This window comes from Streptomyces sp. NRRL B-24085 (assembly GCF_001282115.1).
Lineage (GTDB): Bacteria > Actinomycetota > Actinomycetes > Streptomycetales > Streptomycetaceae > Streptomyces.
On record NZ_LJBR01000181.1, the window covers coordinates 1 to 18,603 of the forward strand.

The 18,603-nt window shown below is 72.7% G+C and carries 13 protein-coding genes and 1 pseudogene; 6 read left to right on the forward strand and 8 right to left on the reverse strand.

The features are described from left to right. The first annotated feature begins 4 nt into the window (after nucleotides 1-4). Nucleotides 5-1,399, forward strand: a complete 1,395-nt coding sequence (locus tag AOJ26_RS20720; RefSeq protein WP_053849824.1) for a PepSY-associated TM helix domain-containing protein — start codon at nucleotides 5-7, stop codon at nucleotides 1,397-1,399. A gap of 17 nt (nucleotides 1,400-1,416) precedes the next feature. Here AOJ26_RS20720 and AOJ26_RS20725 read toward each other — a convergent pair whose 3' ends face one another. Further along, nucleotides 1,417-1,863: a MarR family winged helix-turn-helix transcriptional regulator gene (locus AOJ26_RS20725; RefSeq protein WP_053849825.1), complete on the reverse strand. Its 447-nt coding sequence runs from the start codon at nucleotides 1,861-1,863 to the stop codon at nucleotides 1,417-1,419. Next, on the reverse strand, nucleotides 1,860-2,342 hold the full coding sequence (locus AOJ26_RS20730; protein ID WP_053849826.1) for a MarR family winged helix-turn-helix transcriptional regulator: 483 nt from the start codon (nucleotides 2,340-2,342) through the stop codon (nucleotides 1,860-1,862). The genes AOJ26_RS20725 and AOJ26_RS20730 overlap by 4 nt, the downstream gene beginning before the upstream one ends. Nucleotides 2,343-2,433: 91 nt before the next feature. Here AOJ26_RS20730 and AOJ26_RS20735 point away from each other — a divergent pair, with 91 nt between their 5' ends. Beyond that, complete coding sequence (locus AOJ26_RS20735; RefSeq protein ID WP_053849827.1) at nucleotides 2,434-3,399, forward strand: pirin family protein; 966 nt, start codon at nucleotides 2,434-2,436, stop codon at nucleotides 3,397-3,399. Between the two features lie 58 nt (nucleotides 3,400-3,457). On the opposite strand, the gene AOJ26_RS20740 is transcribed toward AOJ26_RS20735, so the two are convergent. The 3 genes from AOJ26_RS20740 to AOJ26_RS20750 form a co-directional block, all read right to left on the reverse strand. After that, entirely contained in the window at nucleotides 3,458-4,213 is a 756-nt protein-coding gene (locus AOJ26_RS20740; RefSeq protein ID WP_053849828.1) for an NPP1 family protein, read from the reverse strand. Nucleotides 4,214-4,225: 12 nt separating this feature from the next. After that, a complete protein-coding gene (locus tag AOJ26_RS20745; protein WP_053849829.1) occupies nucleotides 4,226-5,341 on the reverse strand; it encodes a chitinase in 1,116 nt (371 codons plus the stop codon). Nucleotides 5,342-5,414: 73 nt separating this feature from the next. Continuing rightward, a complete protein-coding gene (locus tag AOJ26_RS20750) occupies nucleotides 5,415-7,601 on the reverse strand; it encodes an RICIN domain-containing protein (RefSeq protein WP_053849830.1) in 2,187 nt (728 codons plus the stop codon). Nucleotides 7,602-8,261: 660 nt separating this feature from the next. On the opposite strand from AOJ26_RS20750, the gene AOJ26_RS20755 reads away from it, so the two are divergent. The 4 genes from AOJ26_RS20755 to AOJ26_RS20770 all read left to right on the forward strand — a co-directional run bounded on the left by AOJ26_RS20755 (nucleotide 8,262) and on the right by AOJ26_RS20770 (nucleotide 14,289). Next, nucleotides 8,262-9,341 (forward strand): YihY/virulence factor BrkB family protein, encoded by a 1,080-nt coding sequence (locus tag AOJ26_RS20755; protein WP_053849831.1) that lies wholly within the window; start codon nucleotides 8,262-8,264, stop codon nucleotides 9,339-9,341. A 55-nt stretch (nucleotides 9,342-9,396) separates the two neighbouring features. Further along, nucleotides 9,397-9,945, forward strand: coding sequence for a phosphatase PAP2 family protein (locus AOJ26_RS20760; RefSeq protein WP_053849832.1), 549 nt, complete (start codon nucleotides 9,397-9,399; stop codon nucleotides 9,943-9,945). Between the two features lie 429 nt (nucleotides 9,946-10,374). Next, a complete protein-coding gene (locus AOJ26_RS20765; protein WP_053849833.1) occupies nucleotides 10,375-13,278 on the forward strand; it encodes an aminotransferase in 2,904 nt (967 codons plus the stop codon). Nucleotides 13,279-13,284: 6 nt separating this feature from the next. Further along, a complete protein-coding gene (locus tag AOJ26_RS20770) occupies nucleotides 13,285-14,289 on the forward strand; it encodes a LacI family DNA-binding transcriptional regulator (protein ID WP_053849834.1) in 1,005 nt (334 codons plus the stop codon). Nucleotides 14,290-14,315: 26 nt separating this feature from the next. On the opposite strand, the gene AOJ26_RS20775 is transcribed toward AOJ26_RS20770, so the two are convergent. The 3 genes and pseudogenes from AOJ26_RS20775 to AOJ26_RS20785 all read right to left on the reverse strand — a co-directional run. After that, nucleotides 14,316-15,383 carry a LacI family DNA-binding transcriptional regulator gene (locus tag AOJ26_RS20775; protein WP_053849836.1) on the reverse strand — a complete coding sequence of 356 codons (1,068 nt, stop codon included), beginning with the start codon at nucleotides 15,381-15,383 and terminating at the stop codon, nucleotides 14,316-14,318. Nucleotides 15,384-15,490: 107 nt separating this feature from the next. Further along, nucleotides 15,491-17,875 carry a beta-galactosidase gene (locus tag AOJ26_RS20780; RefSeq protein WP_053849835.1) on the reverse strand — a complete coding sequence of 795 codons (2,385 nt, stop codon included), beginning with the start codon at nucleotides 17,873-17,875 and terminating at the stop codon, nucleotides 15,491-15,493. Beyond that, a pseudogene (locus tag AOJ26_RS20785) lies at nucleotides 17,875-18,603 on the reverse strand (beta-galactosidase); the annotation flags it as partial. The gene AOJ26_RS20780 and the pseudogene AOJ26_RS20785, both read right to left, overlap by 1 nt.

Genomic DNA, 18,603 nt, shown 5'->3' on the forward strand with positions numbered 1-18,603 from the left:
GCCGATGTCCATCGCCCCCTCGACCACCAAGGACGAGGTCCCGCAGCCGGCCGCCCCCGCTCCGGCCCCCAGCAGATGGGCCCCGCTGCGCCCGCTCGTCCTGCGACTGCACTTCTACGCCGGAGTGTTCGTCGCCCCCTTCCTGCTGATCGCCGCCGTCACCGGCTTCCTCTACGCGGGTGCCTTCCAGGCCGAGAGGATCGTCTACCGGGACGAGATGACCGTCGCCGCCGTCGGCGACAGCCAACTGCCCGTCTCCCGACAGGTGGACGCGGCGCGCAAGGCCCATCCCGAGGGCACGGTCTCGGCGGTGCGCCCCGCTCCCGAGGCCGACGCGACGACCCGGGTGATGCTCTCCGGAGTGCGGGGCGTCGACCCGGACCACACCCTCGCCGTGTTCGTCGACCCGTACACCGGAGAGGTCCGCGGCGCGCTGGAGCAGTACGGCTCCACCGGCGCGCTGCCCCTGCGCACCTGGATCGACGAGTTCCACCGCGACCTGCACCTCGGCGAGAACGGCCGCCTCTACAGCGAGTTCGCCGCGAGCTGGCTCTGGGTGATCGCGGGCGGCGGCCTCGTGCTGTGGTTCTCCCGCCGCCGGGCGCTGCGCAAGGTGCGCGGCACCAGCGGGCGGCGCCGCACCCTGGGACTGCACGGCAGCGTCGGCGTCTGGGCCGCGGCAGGCTTCATCTTCCTGTCGGCGACCGGACTGACTTGGTCGGCGTACGCGGGCGCCAACATCGACGAACTGCGCACCTCGCTCGGCCAGTCCACGCCGTCGGTCTCCGCGTCCGCGGGCGGTGACCACTCGGGCCACGGGGCGTCCGCCGCGGCCGGGGACGCCGCGCACGGTGTCGGCCTCGACAAGGTGCTGGCCGCCGCCCGCGCCGAAGGGCTCGGCGACCCCGTCGAGATCGTGCCCCCCGCCGACGAGTCGTCGGCCTATGTCGTACGACAGGTGCAGCGCAGCTGGCCCGAGAAGCAGGACTCGGTCGCCGTCGACCCGGGGACCGGCCAGGTCACCGACACGCTGCGGTTCGCCGACTACCCGCTGCTGGCCAAGCTGACCCGGTGGGGCATCGACCTGCACACCGGCGTCCTGTTCGGGCTGGTGAACCAGATCGCCCTGATGCTGCTCGCGCTCTCGCTGGTCCTGTTGATCGTGTGGGGCTACCGCATGTGGTGGCAGCGCGGCCGGGGCTCCGCGTTCGGGCGGCCGATCCCACGCGGGGCCTGGCAGCAGGTGCCGCCGCAGATCCTGGTGCCCGCCGTGGCCGTCGTCGCCGTCCTCGGGTACTTCGTGCCGCTGCTCGGCATCCCGCTGGCCGGCTTCGTCATCACCGACGCGGTCCTCGGCGAGATCGCGCACCGGCGGGGCAGGAAGAACGCGACGGCCTGAGAGACGCGCGGGTTCGCCTACCTGGTGAGGGCGGCGAGCTCCGCGTCGGCCCGCTCGGTGATGAGCGTCAGCACGCGCCCGGCGACCGCGAGGTCCTCCTCGGGGATGCCGGCGTAGACCCGGGCGGAGAGAGGCGCGGTCTCGGCGGACGTCGTCGCGAACAGCTCGCGCCCGGCGTCCGTGATCCGCACCCCGGACGACCCGTGGGGAGCCAGGAGCCCCGCGGAGACCAGCTCGTCGACGACGGAGTGCGCCTCCGCCGCGTCGATCTTCAGAGCGGCGACCACGTCCCCGGCGATGCGCTCGCGCTCGACCGGCCCCTCCGCGACGGCGGCCAGCCGCAGGGTGACGGACTGCTGAAAGCTCACGCCGTGGCGGGCCAGGACGTTCTCGAGAAGCGCTCGGCCGGCGTAGTGGGCCAGGGCGATGACGCGGGGGCCGAGCAGGACTGGGGTGGTGGTCATGACTGCTCCTTGAGGTTCTCGTTCGTCGGGTCGAGAGGGGCGTCGAGCAGGGTCGTGAGCTCCCGCTTGAACTCCCTCGTGCGTGCGCTGTCCAGGCCGCCGAGCGGCGCCAGCAGTTGCTCCAGGAGTCCCTGGACGGTGTCGATGGCCTGCCGGGTCCGCTCGCGGCCCTCCTCGGTGAGCGCCAGTTGCACCGCGCGCGGGTCGCGCGGGTCACGGGTGCGCTCCAGGAGCCCGGCGCTCTCCAGGGAGCGCGCCAGCTTGGAGACGTAGAGCGGTTCGAGCCCGGTCCGGTCGGCGAGGCGTCGCTGGCTGGGGCGCTCGCCGCCGCGCTGCATGCCGTACAGCGAGGCCACCAGCGAGTACTGGGCGTGTGTCAGGCCGAGCGGTGCCACCGCGCGGTCGACCGCGACGCGCCATTTCATCGACAGTCGCCAGACCAGGAAACCGGGCGTCGCGCCCTCGGATGCCGTGCTCATGCTCGATACGGTACATGGCTACTATAGCCATGGCTACTATTATCGGGACGGGGCCTGACGGGAAGCGCCTCACGGGGTTAGGTTGGGCGTCATGAGCAATCTTGATCGCCAGGCCGTCCCCGCCCTGTGCGGCGGCCGGGGGTTCGTGGTGGCGGAACCCGTGCGCGAACTCCTCAGCCCCCGCCGCGTGAAGCTGGGCGAGTCCAGCGAGGTGCGCCGGCTGCTGCCCAACCTGGGCCGCCGCATGGTCGGCGCCTGGTGTTTCGTCGACCACTACGGCCCCGACGACATCGCCGACGAGCCCGGCATGCAGGTGCCCCCGCACCCGCACATGGGACTTCAGACGGTGAGCTGGCTGCACCAGGGCGAGGTTCTGCACCGCGACTCCACCGGCAGCCTCCAGACCATCCGCCCCCGCGAGCTGGGCCTGATGACCTCCGGCCGTGCGATCAGCCACTCCGAGGAGAGCCCGAAGTCGCACGCCCGCTTCCTGCACGGCGCCCAGCTCTGGGTCGCCCTGCCGGACGGCCACCGCCACACCGACCCGCACTTCGAGCACCACACCGGGCTGCCGCAGGTCACCGCCCCCGGCCTGACGGCCACGCTCATCCTGGGCGAGCTCGACGGCGCGCGCTCGCCCGGCACGGCGTACACCCCCATCGTCGGCGCCGACCTGAGCCTCGCCCGCGGCACGGACGTACGCCTGCCGCTGGAACCGGACTTCGAGTACGCCGTCCTGTCCATGTCCGGCGAGGCCCACGTGGACGGGGTGCCGGTGCTGCCCGGCTCGATGCTCTACCTCGGCTGCGGCCGCACCGAACTCCCGCTGCGCGCCGAGTCGGACGCGGGCCTGATGCTCCTGGGCGGCGAGCCGTTCGAGGAGGAGCTCGTCATGTTCTGGAACTGGATCGGACGGTCCCAGGCGGAGATCGAGCAGGCCCGCGAGGACTGGATGACGGGGACGCGGTTCGGCGAAGTGAAGGGCTACGACGGCGCCCCGCTGCCCGCTCCGGAACTCCCGCCCCTGCCGCTGAAGCCGCGGGGCCGGGTGCGCTGAACTGTCGTACGGCCCCGGGTTCGGAGCGAACCCGGGGCCGTGTGCGGGGTGTTCGGGATCAGGCGTAGGCGTCGAAGGGGATGCCGGACGGCTTGGAGTGGTCGAGGGCGTACTGGAAGTCGCCGTCGTCGATCTTCAGGGTGGCCGAGCCGAAGTCGGCGGCGATGAGCTTCTCCCGGTACCCGGCCGGATAGCCGTTCCAGCCGACGAGGCGCGGGAAGAACCAGCCGCCGGTGGCGTTCTCCGGGGGCTCGTCGCCGCCGCTCGCGAAGCGGAAGCAGTGCGTCGAGATGCCGTCCTTGTGGTAGACGATCTTCGGGTGGGTGCCGTCGAAGCGCACCGCCGAGCGGGCGGCCACCTGGTAGCCGGAGTGCTGGGACACCGACACGTACTGGGCCTGGTCGCCGCTGACCCACACCACGACGTGCTCCCAGTCGTGGGTGTGCCCGATGGCCGCCGGACCCAGCGTGGCCTGGTCCTTCTCGAAGTAGCTGGCGTACATCACGGCACACCAGCCGTTGTTGCACTTCGCCCGTGAGTAGGTGTTGGCGTTGGCGAGCTGGGCGTAGTCGTGGCACCTGCCGTTGACGTCGCCGCCGAGCTTCAGACCGGGGTTGATCGTGCCGTCGGCGCCGATCGCGGCGGTGGCGTAGCAGCCGTCACCGTCGTAGTCGTAGGCGGGGGAGAAGGTCTGCTCCAGGCCGTCGGCGTTCTGGGGCAGCAGGGTCAGGACGTTCGCGTGGGCGGTCGCGGGCAGCGCCACGACGAGCGCCAGCGCGCCCACGGCCGTGATCAGGGATCTCCACGTGCGCATGCCGTACCCCTGTCAGCAGTAGAGGTTGCCGCCGGGGGAGACCCCGAGGATCGACGTGAACCGGTTGTAGGCGTCGACGCGGCTCTGCACCTGGGCCGGGTTGCGGCCGTCGCACTCCAGGGAGCCGTTGATGGAGCGGATGGTCTGGCCGAAGCCGGCCTGGTTGACCATGGCGTTGTGCGGGGTCATGGTGCCGGGGCCGGACTGGGTGTTCCAGTACCAGAGCCCGGTCTTCCACGCCACGGCGGAGTCGTTCTGCACCAGCCAGGGGTTGTTGAGCAGGTCGATCCGCAACGCGTCGCCCGCCGCTTTGTAGTTGAAGTTCCACGAGAGCTGGATCGGGCCGCGCCCGTAGTACGCCGCCTGACCGGCCGGGCAGCCGTAGGACTGGTTCCAGTCGCAGTAGTGCGGGTAGTTGGCGGTGTTCTGCTCGACGATGTACACCAGGCCGCCGGTCTCGTGGTTCACGTTGGCGAGGAAGGCCGCCGCCTCCTGCTTCCTGACCGTGTCGCTGCCGGTGGTGGCGAAGCCCGGGTAGGCGCTCAGCGCCGCGACCAGGCCGCTGTAGGTGTAGAAGGAGTTCCGGTTCGGGAACATCTGGTTGAACTGCGCCTCGCTGACGACGAACCCGGACGGGGTGCTGCCGCCGCCGCTCGCGGGCGCGTTCCACTTCTGGTTGGCCGTACCTGAACAGGTCCAGATCTGCAGCCGGGTGCCGTTGGCGCTGTTGTTGTCTCGGACGTCCAGGCACTTGTTCGCGGCCGGGTTGACGATGTCGCGCGCGGCGGAGACCACCCACTGCTGGTTGGCGCCGCCCGAGCAGTCCCAGAGCTGTACGGACGCGCCGTCGGCGGTGCTGCGGTCGGCGATGTCCAGGCACTTGCCGAGCGCCCGCAGGGTCCCGTCACCGGGGTTGGACCAGATCTGGGCGCCGGTGCCGTTGCAGTCGTAGAGCTGGACGGCCGTGCCGTTGGCGGTGGACGCTCCCGCCACGTCGACACACTTGCCGGCGAGGCCGGTGATGGTGCCGGAGGCGGCGTGCGCGGGTGTCACCGTGAGCAGCGCGGTGAACAGGGCGGCCAGGACGGCGAAGACCGCGACGCGGCCTCTGCGGAGGGGTGAGGACATGGGTGGGCACGCTCCTTGAGCGGGGTGGGGGAGGCCGCCCCCCGGAGAGGAGGGGCGGCCGGAAGGCGGAGCTCTACGGGTAGCTGGTCAGGTTCGCCACGTTGGTCGAGGAGTTGGAGGGACCGCCGGTGCCGTTGACGACGTGCCGGATGGTGCCGGTGCCGCCGAGGGAGACGGTCACCATGCTCTGGAAGCGGACCCCGGTGGTGTTCGGCGCCTCGATGGCCCGTTCCGCGGCCACGCTCGGGTTCACGTTGAAGTAGCAGTAGCTGCCGAGGCCGTAGGCCTGGTGGCTGGTGACGGAGTCGGCGACCTTGTAGGCGGCGTAGCCCTGCGTGGAACCGTTCATCCAGGCCGCCTGGTTGGGCGGGTCGTAGGGCATCTCGTTCTGGTAGAAGTACGTCCGGCCGCCGTTGCCGTTCCAGACGGTCTGGTACTTCTGGTAGTGCTCGACGAACAGGCCGTACGCGGTGACGTTGTCGCCGTTGACGATCAGTCCGGTGTCCGCGGTGTTGGTGGTCCAGCCGACGCCGCTGCCGTGGTCGGCCCGCCAGATCCACATGTGGTCGCCGATGACGTTGTCGCTGTTGATGACGAGGCTGGTGGTCGCCTTGCCGACGCCCGCGCCGCCGACGCGGAAGTACACGTCGTGCAGGGACGTCGGGTTCGCGGAGTGGGAGGCGGCGGAGCCGGCCGGCCCGACCTCCATCAGGGTGGGCGAGTTGGTGGTGCCCGCGTCGAAGAGGACGCCCGCGACCTTGACGCCGTCGACGTCGGCCACCTTCATCGCGGTGACGCCGTTGTCCGGCACGAAGGTGGCGAGACCCAGCCCGAGGACGACGGTGTCGGCGCGGTTGACCTGGAGCGTCTGGTTGAGGTGGTACACGCCCGGGGTGACCAGCAGGTTCTTGCCCGCCGCCAGGGCCGCGTTGATGTCCGCGGCGCTCGCGCCCGGCTTCACGACGTAGAAGGTGTCCAGGGACAGGGAGCTGCCCGCCGGAGTGCCGTTCGTCCAGCTCGGGCCCGTGGAATTGGTGCGCACCGACGGCACGAACACCTTGTAGGCGCCGTCGGCGTCGACGTACAGGAACGGCTTCTCCCGGCTGACCGGGGACTGCGCGACGGTGGTGTGGGGCGGGTTGGGGAAGGTGGTGCCGGGGACGCCCTGGCTGCCGACGAAGACCATGTTCCAGTTGGATCCGGTCCAGCTCCCGAGCTGGGAGTTACGCGTCAGCCACTGCTGCTGGCTGCCGGAGTTGACCTGTCCGTCGACCTTCGTGTCGGCGAGCAGACCGCCGCTGGACCAGCCGTTGTCGTCCAGGGCGAGGTTGCCGCGCAGATGCATCCGGCGGTAGGCCGCCGCCTGGGAGACGGCCCAACGGTCGGTGCCGCCGGTGGGGTTGACGGACAGGTTCTCGGCCCCGCGCCAGAAGTTCTGCGTCGCGTTGCCCTGGAACCAGTCGGCCTCGGCGTGCACCGCCCCGTTGACCGTGACCGCGTCCGGGGTCAGCCCCAGCCCCGCGACCTGGGTGTAGAAGCCGACGTTGGCGTCCGCCGTGTAGGAGCCGGGCTTGAACAGGACGGCGTAGCGCTGGGAGCCGAACTGGTTGGTCTCCTGCTGCTGGAAGATGGAGTTCAGCCGCGACTGGATCGTCGAGGACGACATCGACGGGTCGAAGACGACCACGTTGGGGCCGAGGTCGGGGTTGGTGGCGGACTGGGTCACCGGGACCACCTGGAAGCGCTGGGCCGCGCTGCCGTTGCAGGTGTACTGCACGAACTGCACGCTGTCGGCGGTCGAGGCGCCCGGGTCGTCCAGGCACTTGCCGCTGTTGCGGTTGACGAAGTGGTAGGCGCCGCCGCCGTCGTGGACGGGCAGCCACTGCTGGTTGGCGCCGCCGCCGTAGGCCCACAGGTGCACGGGGGCGTTGTCGGCGGTGGAGACGTCGGCCACGTCCACGACCTGCGAGGTGTTGTTGCGGTTGTCGATGCGGACGTAACCGTCGCTGGTGGGGGTGAAGCTCCACTGCTGGGCCGTGGTGCTGTTGCACGTGTACTGCTGGACCACCGTGCCGTTGGCGGTACCGGCCGCCCTGGCGTCCAGACACCGTCCGCTTGCCGCGTTCATGACAGTGGAGAAGCCGGTGGGGAGCGCGGTGGCGGCTTCGGCGGGTGTGGGGATGGAGGTGAGTGCGGAGGCGGCGGCCACCGTGACGAGGGTGGCGGCGCCGGATCTGCGGAGGCGCGTGAGGGTGTGCATGCGCAGGGCCCTTCATGGGGGTGAGGGTGTCGCGAGGTGTCTGGCTGACCCGTGAACCTAAAGGTATGGACCAATTACGTCAAGAGATGAAGTAAGGTTTGAGAGAAGGGGATTGAGGCTTCAGGGGAGAGGGCGGTCCCGGTTCGGAAGCCTTGGACGCCCGCGGAGGGGCACCCGGCTCGCTGTTGTCGCCGGGAGGGAACCTGCGTTGTGATCGCCGTCGCCTTGTCGTTGCTGCCCGCCCTGGGCGTGCTGCTGTACGCCATGGACCGCATCGAGGACCGGTTGTCGGCCGGGCCGTCGACGCCCCGTCATGCGAGGGGACGCCACCTGCGGTTGATCCGCGGCGCCGGTCCGTCACGGGGCGAGCGGTCGTCCGCACCGGCCCGGCACGGCGGGACGCGTCCGCGTCACGGTGCTCCGTCCGCGGCCACGGCGGGGACAGTGCCAGGGCCCGGACGAACGGCCTCCCCGCGCCCCGCCTCCGCTGCCGCACGGACGCGGCACCGGGAAACCGGCCGTCGGGCCGCGTGACGCCGTCGGCGGAACAGCCCGCGTCCGGACGGCCGTCCGGACCGTCCCGGACCGAACCGTCGGGGACGGCGCACGACTCCCCGCCGCAGCCCTGATTGGGCGGGGCTCCCGGGGTACTCGCCGGACATGAAGCTGCATCTTCCTGGACGTAAAGACCACCACGGCAGCGACGAGGCTCCGGAGCGCGAGGTCCCGTCGTCCGAGGAGGTGGGCCCCGGGCCCGCCGTGGAGGAGCGCGCGCCCGACACGCCGTCCCAGCTGCCGAAGACGGCGTGGGGGGCGGTGCTGCGGGGCAGCGTGCGGGAGTTCAAGGACGACGAACTGACCGACCGGGCGGCGGCGCTGACGTACTACGGCCTGCTGTCGCTCTTCCCGGCCATCCTGGTCCTGGTGTCGATGCTCGGCCTGACCGGCAAGTCCGCCACGGACTCCGTGCTGAAGAACCTCAAGCAGTTCACTCCGGGCTCCGCCCGCGACATCATCACCGGGGCCGTCGAGCAGCTCCAGGGCAACGCGGGCGTCGGGTCGGTCATGGCCATCGTGGGCCTCGTCCTGGCGGTGTGGTCGGCGTCCGGGTACGTGGCCGCGTTCATCCGCTCGGCCAACCGGGTCTACGACATGCCGGAGGGTCGCCCGATCTGGAAGATCCTCCCGGTGCGGATCGGTCTGACGGTCGTCCTCATGGTGCTCGCCGTCGTCAGTTCCCTGATCGTCGTCTTCACCGGCACCCTGGCCGGCAAGGCCGGCTCGGCGCTCGGGATCGGCGACACCGCCCTGACGGTCTGGTCGATCGCCAAGTGGCCCGTCCTGGTGGTCCTGGTCACGGTCATGATCGCGCTCCTGTACTGGGCCACCCCCAACGCCCGGGTGAAGGGGTTCAGGTGGATCACCCCGGGCAGTTTCCTCGCCCTCGTCATCTGGCTGGTGGCGTCCGCCGGGTTCGCGTTCTACGTGGCCAACTTCGCCTCGTACAACAAGACCTACGGCACCATGGCCGGTGTCATCGTCTTCCTGGTCTGGCTGTGGATCAGCAACCTGGCGATCCTCCTGGGTCTGGAGTTCGACGCCGAGACCGTGCGGCAGCGGGCGATCGCCGGCGGGCTGCCGCCCGACAAGGAGCCCTACACGGAGCCGCGCGACACCCGCACGTGGGACGAGCAGGACCTCCGCAGGCTGGACGACGCGGGACCGGCGCACGACGAGTGACGGGTTGATCCGATTCTGTCGGCTTATCTCGGGGAGCTTGGGACAACCGCAGGTCATGAGGTTGCTGACGGACTTGTACGAGATCGACGGGGCGCTGACACGGCATGCCGCCTCCCGGATCCCGCCGGGGGCGGCCACCGTGTTGTCGGCGGTGGAGGAGGCCGCGGAGAGCACCAAGCTGTGGTGCGGTGCGGCCGCCGTGATGGCGTGGAAGGGCGGGTGGCGGGGGCGCAGGGCGGCGGCCGCCGGAGTGGTGGCCATGACGGTCGCCCAACTGGTGTCGAACGGCCTGTGCAAGCAACTGGCCGACCGCCCCAGGCCGCCCGCGGAGTGGATCCCGCACGACGAGGTCGCCGACCGCCCCGACTCCTCCTCGTTCCCCTCCGGCCACACGGCGGCGGCGGTCGCCTTCACCGCCGCCGTCGCCCCGACCTGGCTGGTCGCGGGCGCGCTGGTCGCGCTGCCGGCCACCATGGTCGCCGTCGAACGGGTGCAGTCGGGCGCCCACTATCCCAGCGATGTCGCCGCCGGTGCCGCCATCGGCCTGGCCGCCGCTTGGCTCACCCGTCGTGTCCCGGCCCTGTTCCTGCGTCACTGGCTCTAGCCGTCCGTGGCAGCCGGCGGGCGGGTGGCCGGCTCGCCTCGCGAAAAGGAAGAGGCCGCGCACACACCAGCGGCGCCGGACCGTCGGGAACGACGTCGGCGCCGCACGGGCGGGACCACGCAGTCCGTCCCCGCGCAGTCCGTCCGCGTCGGCCCGCTCGAACGTCCTGAGCGGGCCGACGCCGTGTGCCGGCAGCCCCACACCGCGGGCACACACGGGACAAGCCACCGTGGACCGCCGCCGCGGCTCCACCAGGGACCCAGGCGAGCGGGTAACCCGTATCCCACGGGGTAATCCCCGAGATCTGAGACGGGTGGGACCGAGGGAGCCGTTGACCGGGGAACCGGGTTCGTCCTACCGTCGTCGGACCAGGTGCCGGAACGTTCCGGCAAAGAAGCGGCGGCCTCGTCGCGGAAGCGGAGCGGACCCATGGGCGTGTCGTCCACGGACTGGCTGGTGCGACCCGTCGCACCGATCGACGAAGCCACGGCGTCGGCCGTACTGGAGACCCGGTTCGGGGTGCGGGGCACCGTGCGGGACCTCGGGAGCCAGCAGGACCGCAACTACCGGGTGCGTACCGAGGCCGGGGAGTACGTCCTCAAGGTCGCCAACCCGGCCACCACGATCGCCGAGTTGCGGGCCCAGTGCGACGCCGTGGAGCACCTTGCCCGCGCGCTGCCCGGCATCCGGCTGCCCCGGGCCGTCCCCGGCGCCGACGGTGACGTGGTGCAGCCCTTCCGCGTGGACGGAGCCGAGCTGGCCTGCCGGCTGCTGGACTTCGTGCCCGGTGAGCCGATCATGGACAGCCGCTACCTCGCCCCCGCCGTCGTCGCCCGCCTCGGCGAACTCTCCGGGCGGATCGCCGCGGCCCTGGCCGGCTTCACCGCCCCCGACCCCGACCGCCCGCGGCCGTGGGACCTGCGCAACGCCCTCCAGGTGACCGAGGCCCTCGCCCCGCACTGGTCCGACCGGCACCGCGCCGACCGCGTGCTGAGCGCCGCCCGCACCGCGCACGCCCTCCTGGAGCCGCACGCCGAGGAGCTGCCGGTCCAGTTCGTGCACGGCGACATCACCGACAACAACGTCGTCTGCGAGACGGCACGGGACGGCCGCCGCATGCCGGTCGGCGTCATCGACTTCGGGGACCTCGGCACCGGCTGGGCCGTGGCGGAACTGGCGGTCACCTGCACCTCCCTCCTGCACCACCACGGTGCCGGCCCCGCCTCCGTGCTGCCCGCCGTCCGCGCCTTCGACGCCGTGCGCCCGCTCTCCGACGGCGAGGCGGCCGTCCTGTGGCCGCTCGTCGTGCTCCGGGCGGCCGTCATGGTGGTCAGCGGCCGGTACGACGTCCTCCAGGACCCCGGCAACGGCTACGCGTCCGCCGCCCTGGACCGGGAGTGGGCCATGTTCGAGTCGGCCGTCTCCGTGCCCGCCGAGGTGATGGGGGCCCAGGTGCGGGAGGCACTCGGCCGCCCCCTGCCCCGGGTCGCCGTCCCGCCCGCCCACCGCATGCTGCCGGACCTTCCCGACGCCCTACCGGTGCTCGACCTCTCCGCGCAGAGCGACGATCTGCACACGGGCCGATGGCTGGCGGCGGACGCCGAGTCCGCCCTCGCCGCTGGCCGGCCGGCGGCCCGCACCCGGCACGGCGAGTTCCGCCTGACCCGGACCACGATCGACACCACGGACGCCCCGGCGACCTGCGCCCTCGGAGTGGACCTCCACCTCGCGGACCCCCTGGAGGTGCACGCGCCCTGGGCGGGCACGCTCACCCGGCACGCCGACGGCACCCTCGACCTGCGCGGCGCGGGCCCCGTGCTGTGGCTGCACGGCATCGACGGCCCGCTCGCGTCCGGGCCGGTCGCCGCCGGACAGCGCCTCGGCACCGTCGCCGGGCGGGACGGCGGACACGTCCTCGGCCTGCAGATGTCCACCCTGGCCGACCGGCGCCCACCGCGCTTCGCCACCCCGGACCTGGCCGCCGGCTGGCTGGCGGTGAGCCCGGACCCGACGGCACTGATCACCGGACAGGAGACGGAGGAGCCGTCCGCCGACGAGGATCTCCTGGACCGCCGCGACCGCGCCTTCGCCGGCGTCCAGGAGCACTACTACGACGAGCCGCCCCGCATCGAACGCGGCTGGCGCCACCACCTCGTCGACACCCGCGGCCGCGGCTACCTCGACATGCTCAACAACGTGACCATCCTCGGCCACGGCCACCCCGGGGTGAGCGACGCCGTGCACCGGCAGTGGCGGCGCCTCAACACCAACTCCCGCTTCCACTACGGCTCGGTCGTGGAACTCTCCGAGCGGCTCACCGCGCTGCTGCCCCCCGCACTGGACACCGTCTTCCTTGTCAACAGCGGCTCCGAGGCCGTGGACCTCGCCCTGCGCCTGGCCTGGGCGGCGACCGGACGGCAGGACACGGTCGCGGTCGAGGAGGCCTACCACGGCTGGACGTACGCCAGCGACGCGGTCTCCACCTCGATCGCGGACAACCCCAACGCCCTGTCCTCACGGCCGAGCTGGATCCACACCGTGGCCGCCCCCAACTCCTACCGGGGCCGCCACCGCGGTGCCGAGGCCCGGCGGTACGGCCCCGAGGCCGCCGCGCGGATCGCCGGACTCGCCGCACAGGGCCGGCCGCCGGCCGCCTTCATCTGCGAGCCCTTCTACGGCAACGCGGGCGGCCTCCCCCTCCCCGACGGCTACCTCCGGCAGGTCTACGAGGCCACCCGTGCCGTCGGCGGACTGTGCGTCGCGGACGAGGTGCAGGTCGGCTACGGCCGGCTCGGCACCCACTTCTGGGGGTTCGAGCAGCAGGGCGTGGTACCGGACGTCGTCACCGTGGCCAAGGCGATGGGCAACGGGCATCCGCTGGGCGCGGTGATCACCCGGCGGGAGATCGCCGACGCCTACCGCACCCAGGGCTACTTCTTCTCCTCCGCCGGCGGCAGTCCCGTCAGCAGCGTGGTCGGACTGACCGTGCTGGACGTGCTGCGGGACGAGCGGCTCCAGGACAACGCCCTGGAGACCGGCGGGTACTTGAAGCGGCGGCTGGAGGAACTCGCCGACCGGCACCCGCTGATCGGGGCGGTGCACGGTTCCGGGCTGTACCTGGGCGTCGAGTTCGTCCGGGACCGGGAGACGCTGGAGCCGGCGACCGAGGAGACCGCGGCGATCTGCGACCGGCTGCGCGAGCTCGGCGTGATCGTCCAGCCCACCTCGGACCGGCAGTGCGTGCTGAAGATCAAGCCGCCCCTGTGCCTGACCCGGCACAGCGCCGACGTGTTCACCGCCGCGCTGGACGACGTACTGACCCACGGCTGGTGAGGCGGGGTGCCGCAGAGGAGTCCCCGCCCGCCGACCGGGCCCGCCGCGCCCGCCACCATCGCCGACGTCGCCCGCGGGGCGGGGGTCTCCAAGACCACCGCGTCGGACGCGCTGCGCGGCCACGGCCGGGTGTCCGACGCGACCCGCCGGGCCGTCCTGGACGCCGCCCACCGCCTCGGATACACGCCCAACCGCAGCGCCCGCAGCCTGCGCACCTCCGTGACGGACACCGTCGCGCTGCACATCCCGGAGTTCCTCACCAGCGCCGAGTACTACATGTCGTTCGTGTTCGGCGTGGCCGAACAGGCCGCGCGCTCCGGGCTGAACGTCACCCTGGTGTCCGCCGGCCGCCTCCCGCAGGCCGACGGGCTGATCCTGTGCGACCCGATGCCGGACAACCCCGTCGTCGACGAGCTGATGAACGCGGGACTCCCCGTCGTCACGGCCGAGCGCTACGGCGGCGACACCCAGCCCGCCGGGGTGATCTGGTCCGACCACGAGACAGCGCTGACGGAACTCCTCGACCACCTGCGCACGAGGGGCGCCCGCCGGCCCGCGTTCGTCGCCTCCGACACCACCGCCGACTGGGCCCTCACCCTCCAGCGCACCTACGCGCGCTGGTGCGCCGGGCACGGCATCCGACCGCTGCTGCGCAAGGCGCCGTTCGGTGCCTCACCCGAGGTGCTCCGGGCGGTGGTGGGGGAGTTGCTGGCCGATGCGCCCGGCACCGACGCGATCGTGTGCGCCGCCGACGGGGCCGCCGCGGCCGTCCTGCCCGAGATCCGGTCGGCGGGCCGGGTCGTGGGCGAGGACCTGCTGCTGGCGTCCTGCGTCGACAGCCTGGCCATGCGGACCGCGGAACCGCCCATCACGGCGATCGACCTGAGGCCCCGTCACATGGGGGCGGAATGCGTGCGGTTGCTGTGCGGGATACTCGCCGGCGAGGTGCCGGACGGTACCGCTCGCACCGTGGCCATCGACGTGCGCGTCCGGGCGTCCACGTCCGCGTGAGCGCCGGACCTCGGGCGGCGGCGCGCTCAGCGCCCCGGTACCGGCCCGCTGCTCCCGCGGACGACCAGGTCGACGGGGACGAGCGAAGCGGGCCGGGGCGGTTCCGCCGAGGCGTCGATCCGGCTCACCAGGAGCCGCAGGGACCGGGTGCCGATCTCCGCGAAGTCGGTGCGCACGGTCGTCAGCGGCGGCAGCAGATGCGCGGCCTCGGGGATGTCGTCGTACCCCACCACGCTGACCGAGTCCGGCACCGGACGGCCCGCCTCGTGGAAGGCGTGCAGGACACCGAGGGCCATCTGGTCGTTGGACGCGAACACCGCGGTGACGTCCGGGCGCCGGGTCAGCCGGCGGCCCAGGTGGTAACCGGAGTCGGCGCTCCAGTCACCGAACAGCGGCTCGGGGACCGGCGCCCCGGCCGCCTCCAGCGTGGCGCGCCAGCTTTCCAGCCGCTGGTCGGCGGAGGTCCAGCCGCTCGGCCCCGCGATGTGCCAGACCGTGCGGTGGCCGAGCCCCAGCAGATGCTCGGTCGCCTTGCGGGCACCCTCGCGGGAGTCACCGGTGACCCGCTCGCTCTCGGGGTCGAAACCGTTCTCCAGCACCACCAGCGGGATGTCCAGCCGGGCGTCCGCCAGGGCGTGGCCGACCCACAACTGCGGGGCGATGGCGATCACCCCGTCCGCGCCCTCGGCCGAGAGCCGGTCGACGGCCTCGACGACCGTGCCGGGCTCGGCCGAGTCCAGCGCGATGGAACTGAGCAGATAACCGGCCTGCTGCGCGGCGGTGTTGATCGCGGTCAGGATCGCGGCCGGCCCGTAGCGGGCCGCGTCGAAGGAGATCACCCCGAGCATCCGGGTCCGACCGCTGGCCAGCGACCGGGCGCTGCGGCTGGGCCGGTAGCCGAGGGTCCGCATGGCCGTCAGGACCGCCTCGCGGGTCTCGGGGCGGACGGACGGATGCTCGTTGAGCACCCGGGAGACGGTCTGCTTGGAGACACCGGCCAGCCGGGCCACGTCGTCCATCACCGGGCGCGAGCCGGCGAAGTTGCGGCGGCTGCGCCCCTTCGGCACGGCTCCCTCGGCGGCGCTTGGGGTCATGGTGACGGTGTCCTCGACGTGGTGGTGGCGGTGGTACGGCGGTCCCGGCCCGCCCGGGGAGCACAGCATAGGCGGGCCGGGACCGGGGGCCGGGCCCCCGCGGCAGGTCAGCCGGCCCGAACCGGCCGGATGTGCCGGGTGATCCACTCGGCGCGCGTGACGGCGGCCGTCCCGCGCTCGCCGCGCGCCTGCTCCGGCAGATGGACCGGCGCCTCGGCGTGCAGCGGCAGCAGCCGCAGCCGCAGGCCCTCGGCGCGCAGCGCGTCCGCGGGCAGCCGGTCCAGGCCGATGTCCCAGACCCGTCCCGCCCAGAACTGGTCGGCGACCAGCGTGTCCCCCACGTACGCTCGCCCCACGTCCCCGTGCCAGTGCAGCCGCAGCAGCGTCCCCGGCGGCAGCCCCTCGGGCACCTCGACGCGGTACTCGGCGGCCACGGTGTCGAAGTGCTTGTCGGCCGGCGCGCTCGCCCGGCCCTGGACACCGGTGACGGGCTCGGGGGCGGGTCCGGCGGCCCGCACGAGACCCACCTCGGGCGCGGCGTGCCGGGCGGCCGGCACCGCCGGGACCCGGTACCGGAGGAACACCCCGTCCGCGACCGCCTCCGTCGCCGCCCCGTCCACCACGGGCGCCCGCTCCGGTGCGGGCAGCACGGCGAACGAGGTCGCCGCACCCGAACCGTGCAGCCGTACCTCGTCCCGGTCGAAGACCACCCCGTCCCCGCTCAGCACCAGCCGCTCGGCACCCCAGGCCCTGCCCCGGTAGACGGTACGGGCCGTCGCCGCGTCCAGCACCAGCAGGCCGACCCGGCCGCCGTCGGCGGTCTCCGCCTCCACGAGGGCGTCGGTACCGGGGCGCAGCCCGGTCACCAGCAGCCGGCCGCCGACCGGGGTGACCTCGCCGGTCGGCGTGTGCACGGCCGACACCGTGGCCGCGTCCAGGGCGAGTTCGGGCGCGATGCCGTCCGTGGCGGCCAGCACCAGGACCGTACGGCCGTCGGCGTCGACCGTGCACACCGGCTGGGCGGTGGCCCACTCCAGACGCAGTCCTGCCACGTCCAGGCGCAGCGGCCAGCAGAAGTACGCGCCGCTGGGGACCGTGACGGGAGCACTGGGGAGGGTCAACTCCGCATCTTCGGACGGGAACTCGACGCTGAACGTCGTGTCCGGGTGCTCCGGGAGCTGTTCGTGCGGCTGGTGGTTGTTGACGAACAGGAAGCCCGAGCCGCCGTCGCCGCGCACCGCCCAGCGCAGGGTCTCCCGGTCGGACTGTCCCTCCGGCCGCCGCTCGGGCAGCACGGACTGCATGGGGGCGATCAGGTGTCCGAAGTCCGCCAGCAGCAGGTGCTGGAGCCGGAGTTCGTGATAGGTCCCGCGGTACTGGCCGTACTCGCCGAGCGGTGCCTGGAAGTCGTAGGTCAGGACGGGCAGGTCGTTGGGGTAGCCCGTGGCGTGCGACTCCTGGAGGGTGCTGAGCTCGCCCACCGGGTTGGTGCCGCCGTGGAACATGTAGAAGCCCTGCCACACCGAGCCGCAGCCGATCTTGGTGAGACCGAGGGCGCCGATGTCGTCGGGGCCGACGTACGGCCGGCGGTGGTACGACACCGCCATGCCGCCGCCCAACTCGCAGGTGGCCCAGGGGAACCGGTCGGCGAACGTGTCGGGTTCGCCGCCCCGCACGCGCACCGGCCGCAGATCGGAGCCGATGCCCTCGTCGTCGCGCTGGTGGGTGAAGAAGAAGTGCTTGCGGCAGGTGTCGGGCCAGCCGCCGTCGGCCTCGGTCCAGAAGGCCTCGGTGTACCCGCCGTACAGCGGGAGGAGCTGGTCCGGCGGGAGCCGGACACCGCCCCAGGCGGTCGACGTCCACAGGGGTGCGCTGAGGCCGGCCTCCTGGGCCATCCGCTTCAGCGTCAGCAGATGGCCGGGCTGGTCGTAGAGCTCGTTCTCGATCTGGATCGCCACGATGGGGCCGCCGTGGGCCCGGTCGAGACCGTCCAACTGCTCGGCGATCGCCGCGAACCAGGGCCGTACGGCCGCCAGATACACGGGGTCGTCGGTGCGGGGCACGCAGTCGCGGGCCAGGACCCAGTCGGGCAGTCCGCCGCCCCGGACCTCGGCGTGCGACCAGGGGCCGACGCGGGGGACGAAGTCCAGGCCGTGCCGGGCGCACAGCTCGGCGAATCGGCGCAGGTCGCGGTCGCCGTCGAAGCGGACGCGGCCCTCGGTCTCCTCGTGGTGGATCCAGATGACGTAACTGGCGACGGCGGTGACCCCGCCCGCCTTCATCTTCAGCAGCTCCTCCTCCCACTCGCCGGCGGGACAGCGGGAGTAGTGGAACTCGCCGGAGACCGGGAACCAGGGGCGGCCGCCCCTGGTGAGCCAGCGGCTGGTGACCTCGATCGGGTCGGACACCCCGGGTGCGTCCTTGAAGGGCAGGTGCCCGGTCAGCGGAGGCCCGGCGGGGGACGGGAGGCGCAGGCGGTGAGGGTGGGACATCAGTCGGTCTCCGGTCCGAGGTCGGGCGTGTCGGTGAACCGGGCGCGTGTGCCGGTGGTGGCGTGCAGTTCCAGCAGCACCAGTTCGTTGCTGCCGGGGCGCAGCACGGGAGCGGGGACGTACAGCGTGCGCTGCGGGCCCCGGTTCCAGTAGCGGCCGAGGTGGAACCCGTTGACCCAGGCCTGGCCCTTGGTCCAGCCGGGCAGCGAGAGGAAGGCGTCCGCGGGGCTCGCCACCTCGAAGGTGCCCCGGTGGAAGGCGGGTTCCGCGTCCGTGACCGCCCCGGACGGGCCGAACGGGACGGCGGTCAGGTCGTCCAGCGGCACGGCCCGGCACTCCCAGCCGTGCAGCGCGGTGCCCTGGAAGGACACCGGGCCGAGCAGCCCCTTGGGCGCCCCGATGCGCGGCCCGTAGTTGACCCCGCCCATGTTCTCGACCAGGACCTCCAGGACGGCACCGGCGTGCGGCACCCGCACGGACAGCGTCTCGTCGTGCCGCTCCCGCTCCAGCACGCCGGCCGGGGCGCCGTCCACGAAGACCTGGGCGCGGTCCCCGACCCCGCCCGGGAAGTGCAGCAGACCGTCGCCCGAACCGGGAAGCGTGGTGCGGTAGAGCACGTAACCGGCGTGCACCCCCAGTTCGTTCATCGTCACCGGCGTCTCGGTGGGCGTCGGCGGCAGCGCCCGGACGTACGGCAGCAGCGGCGCGCGGTGGTCCAGGCCGAAGTC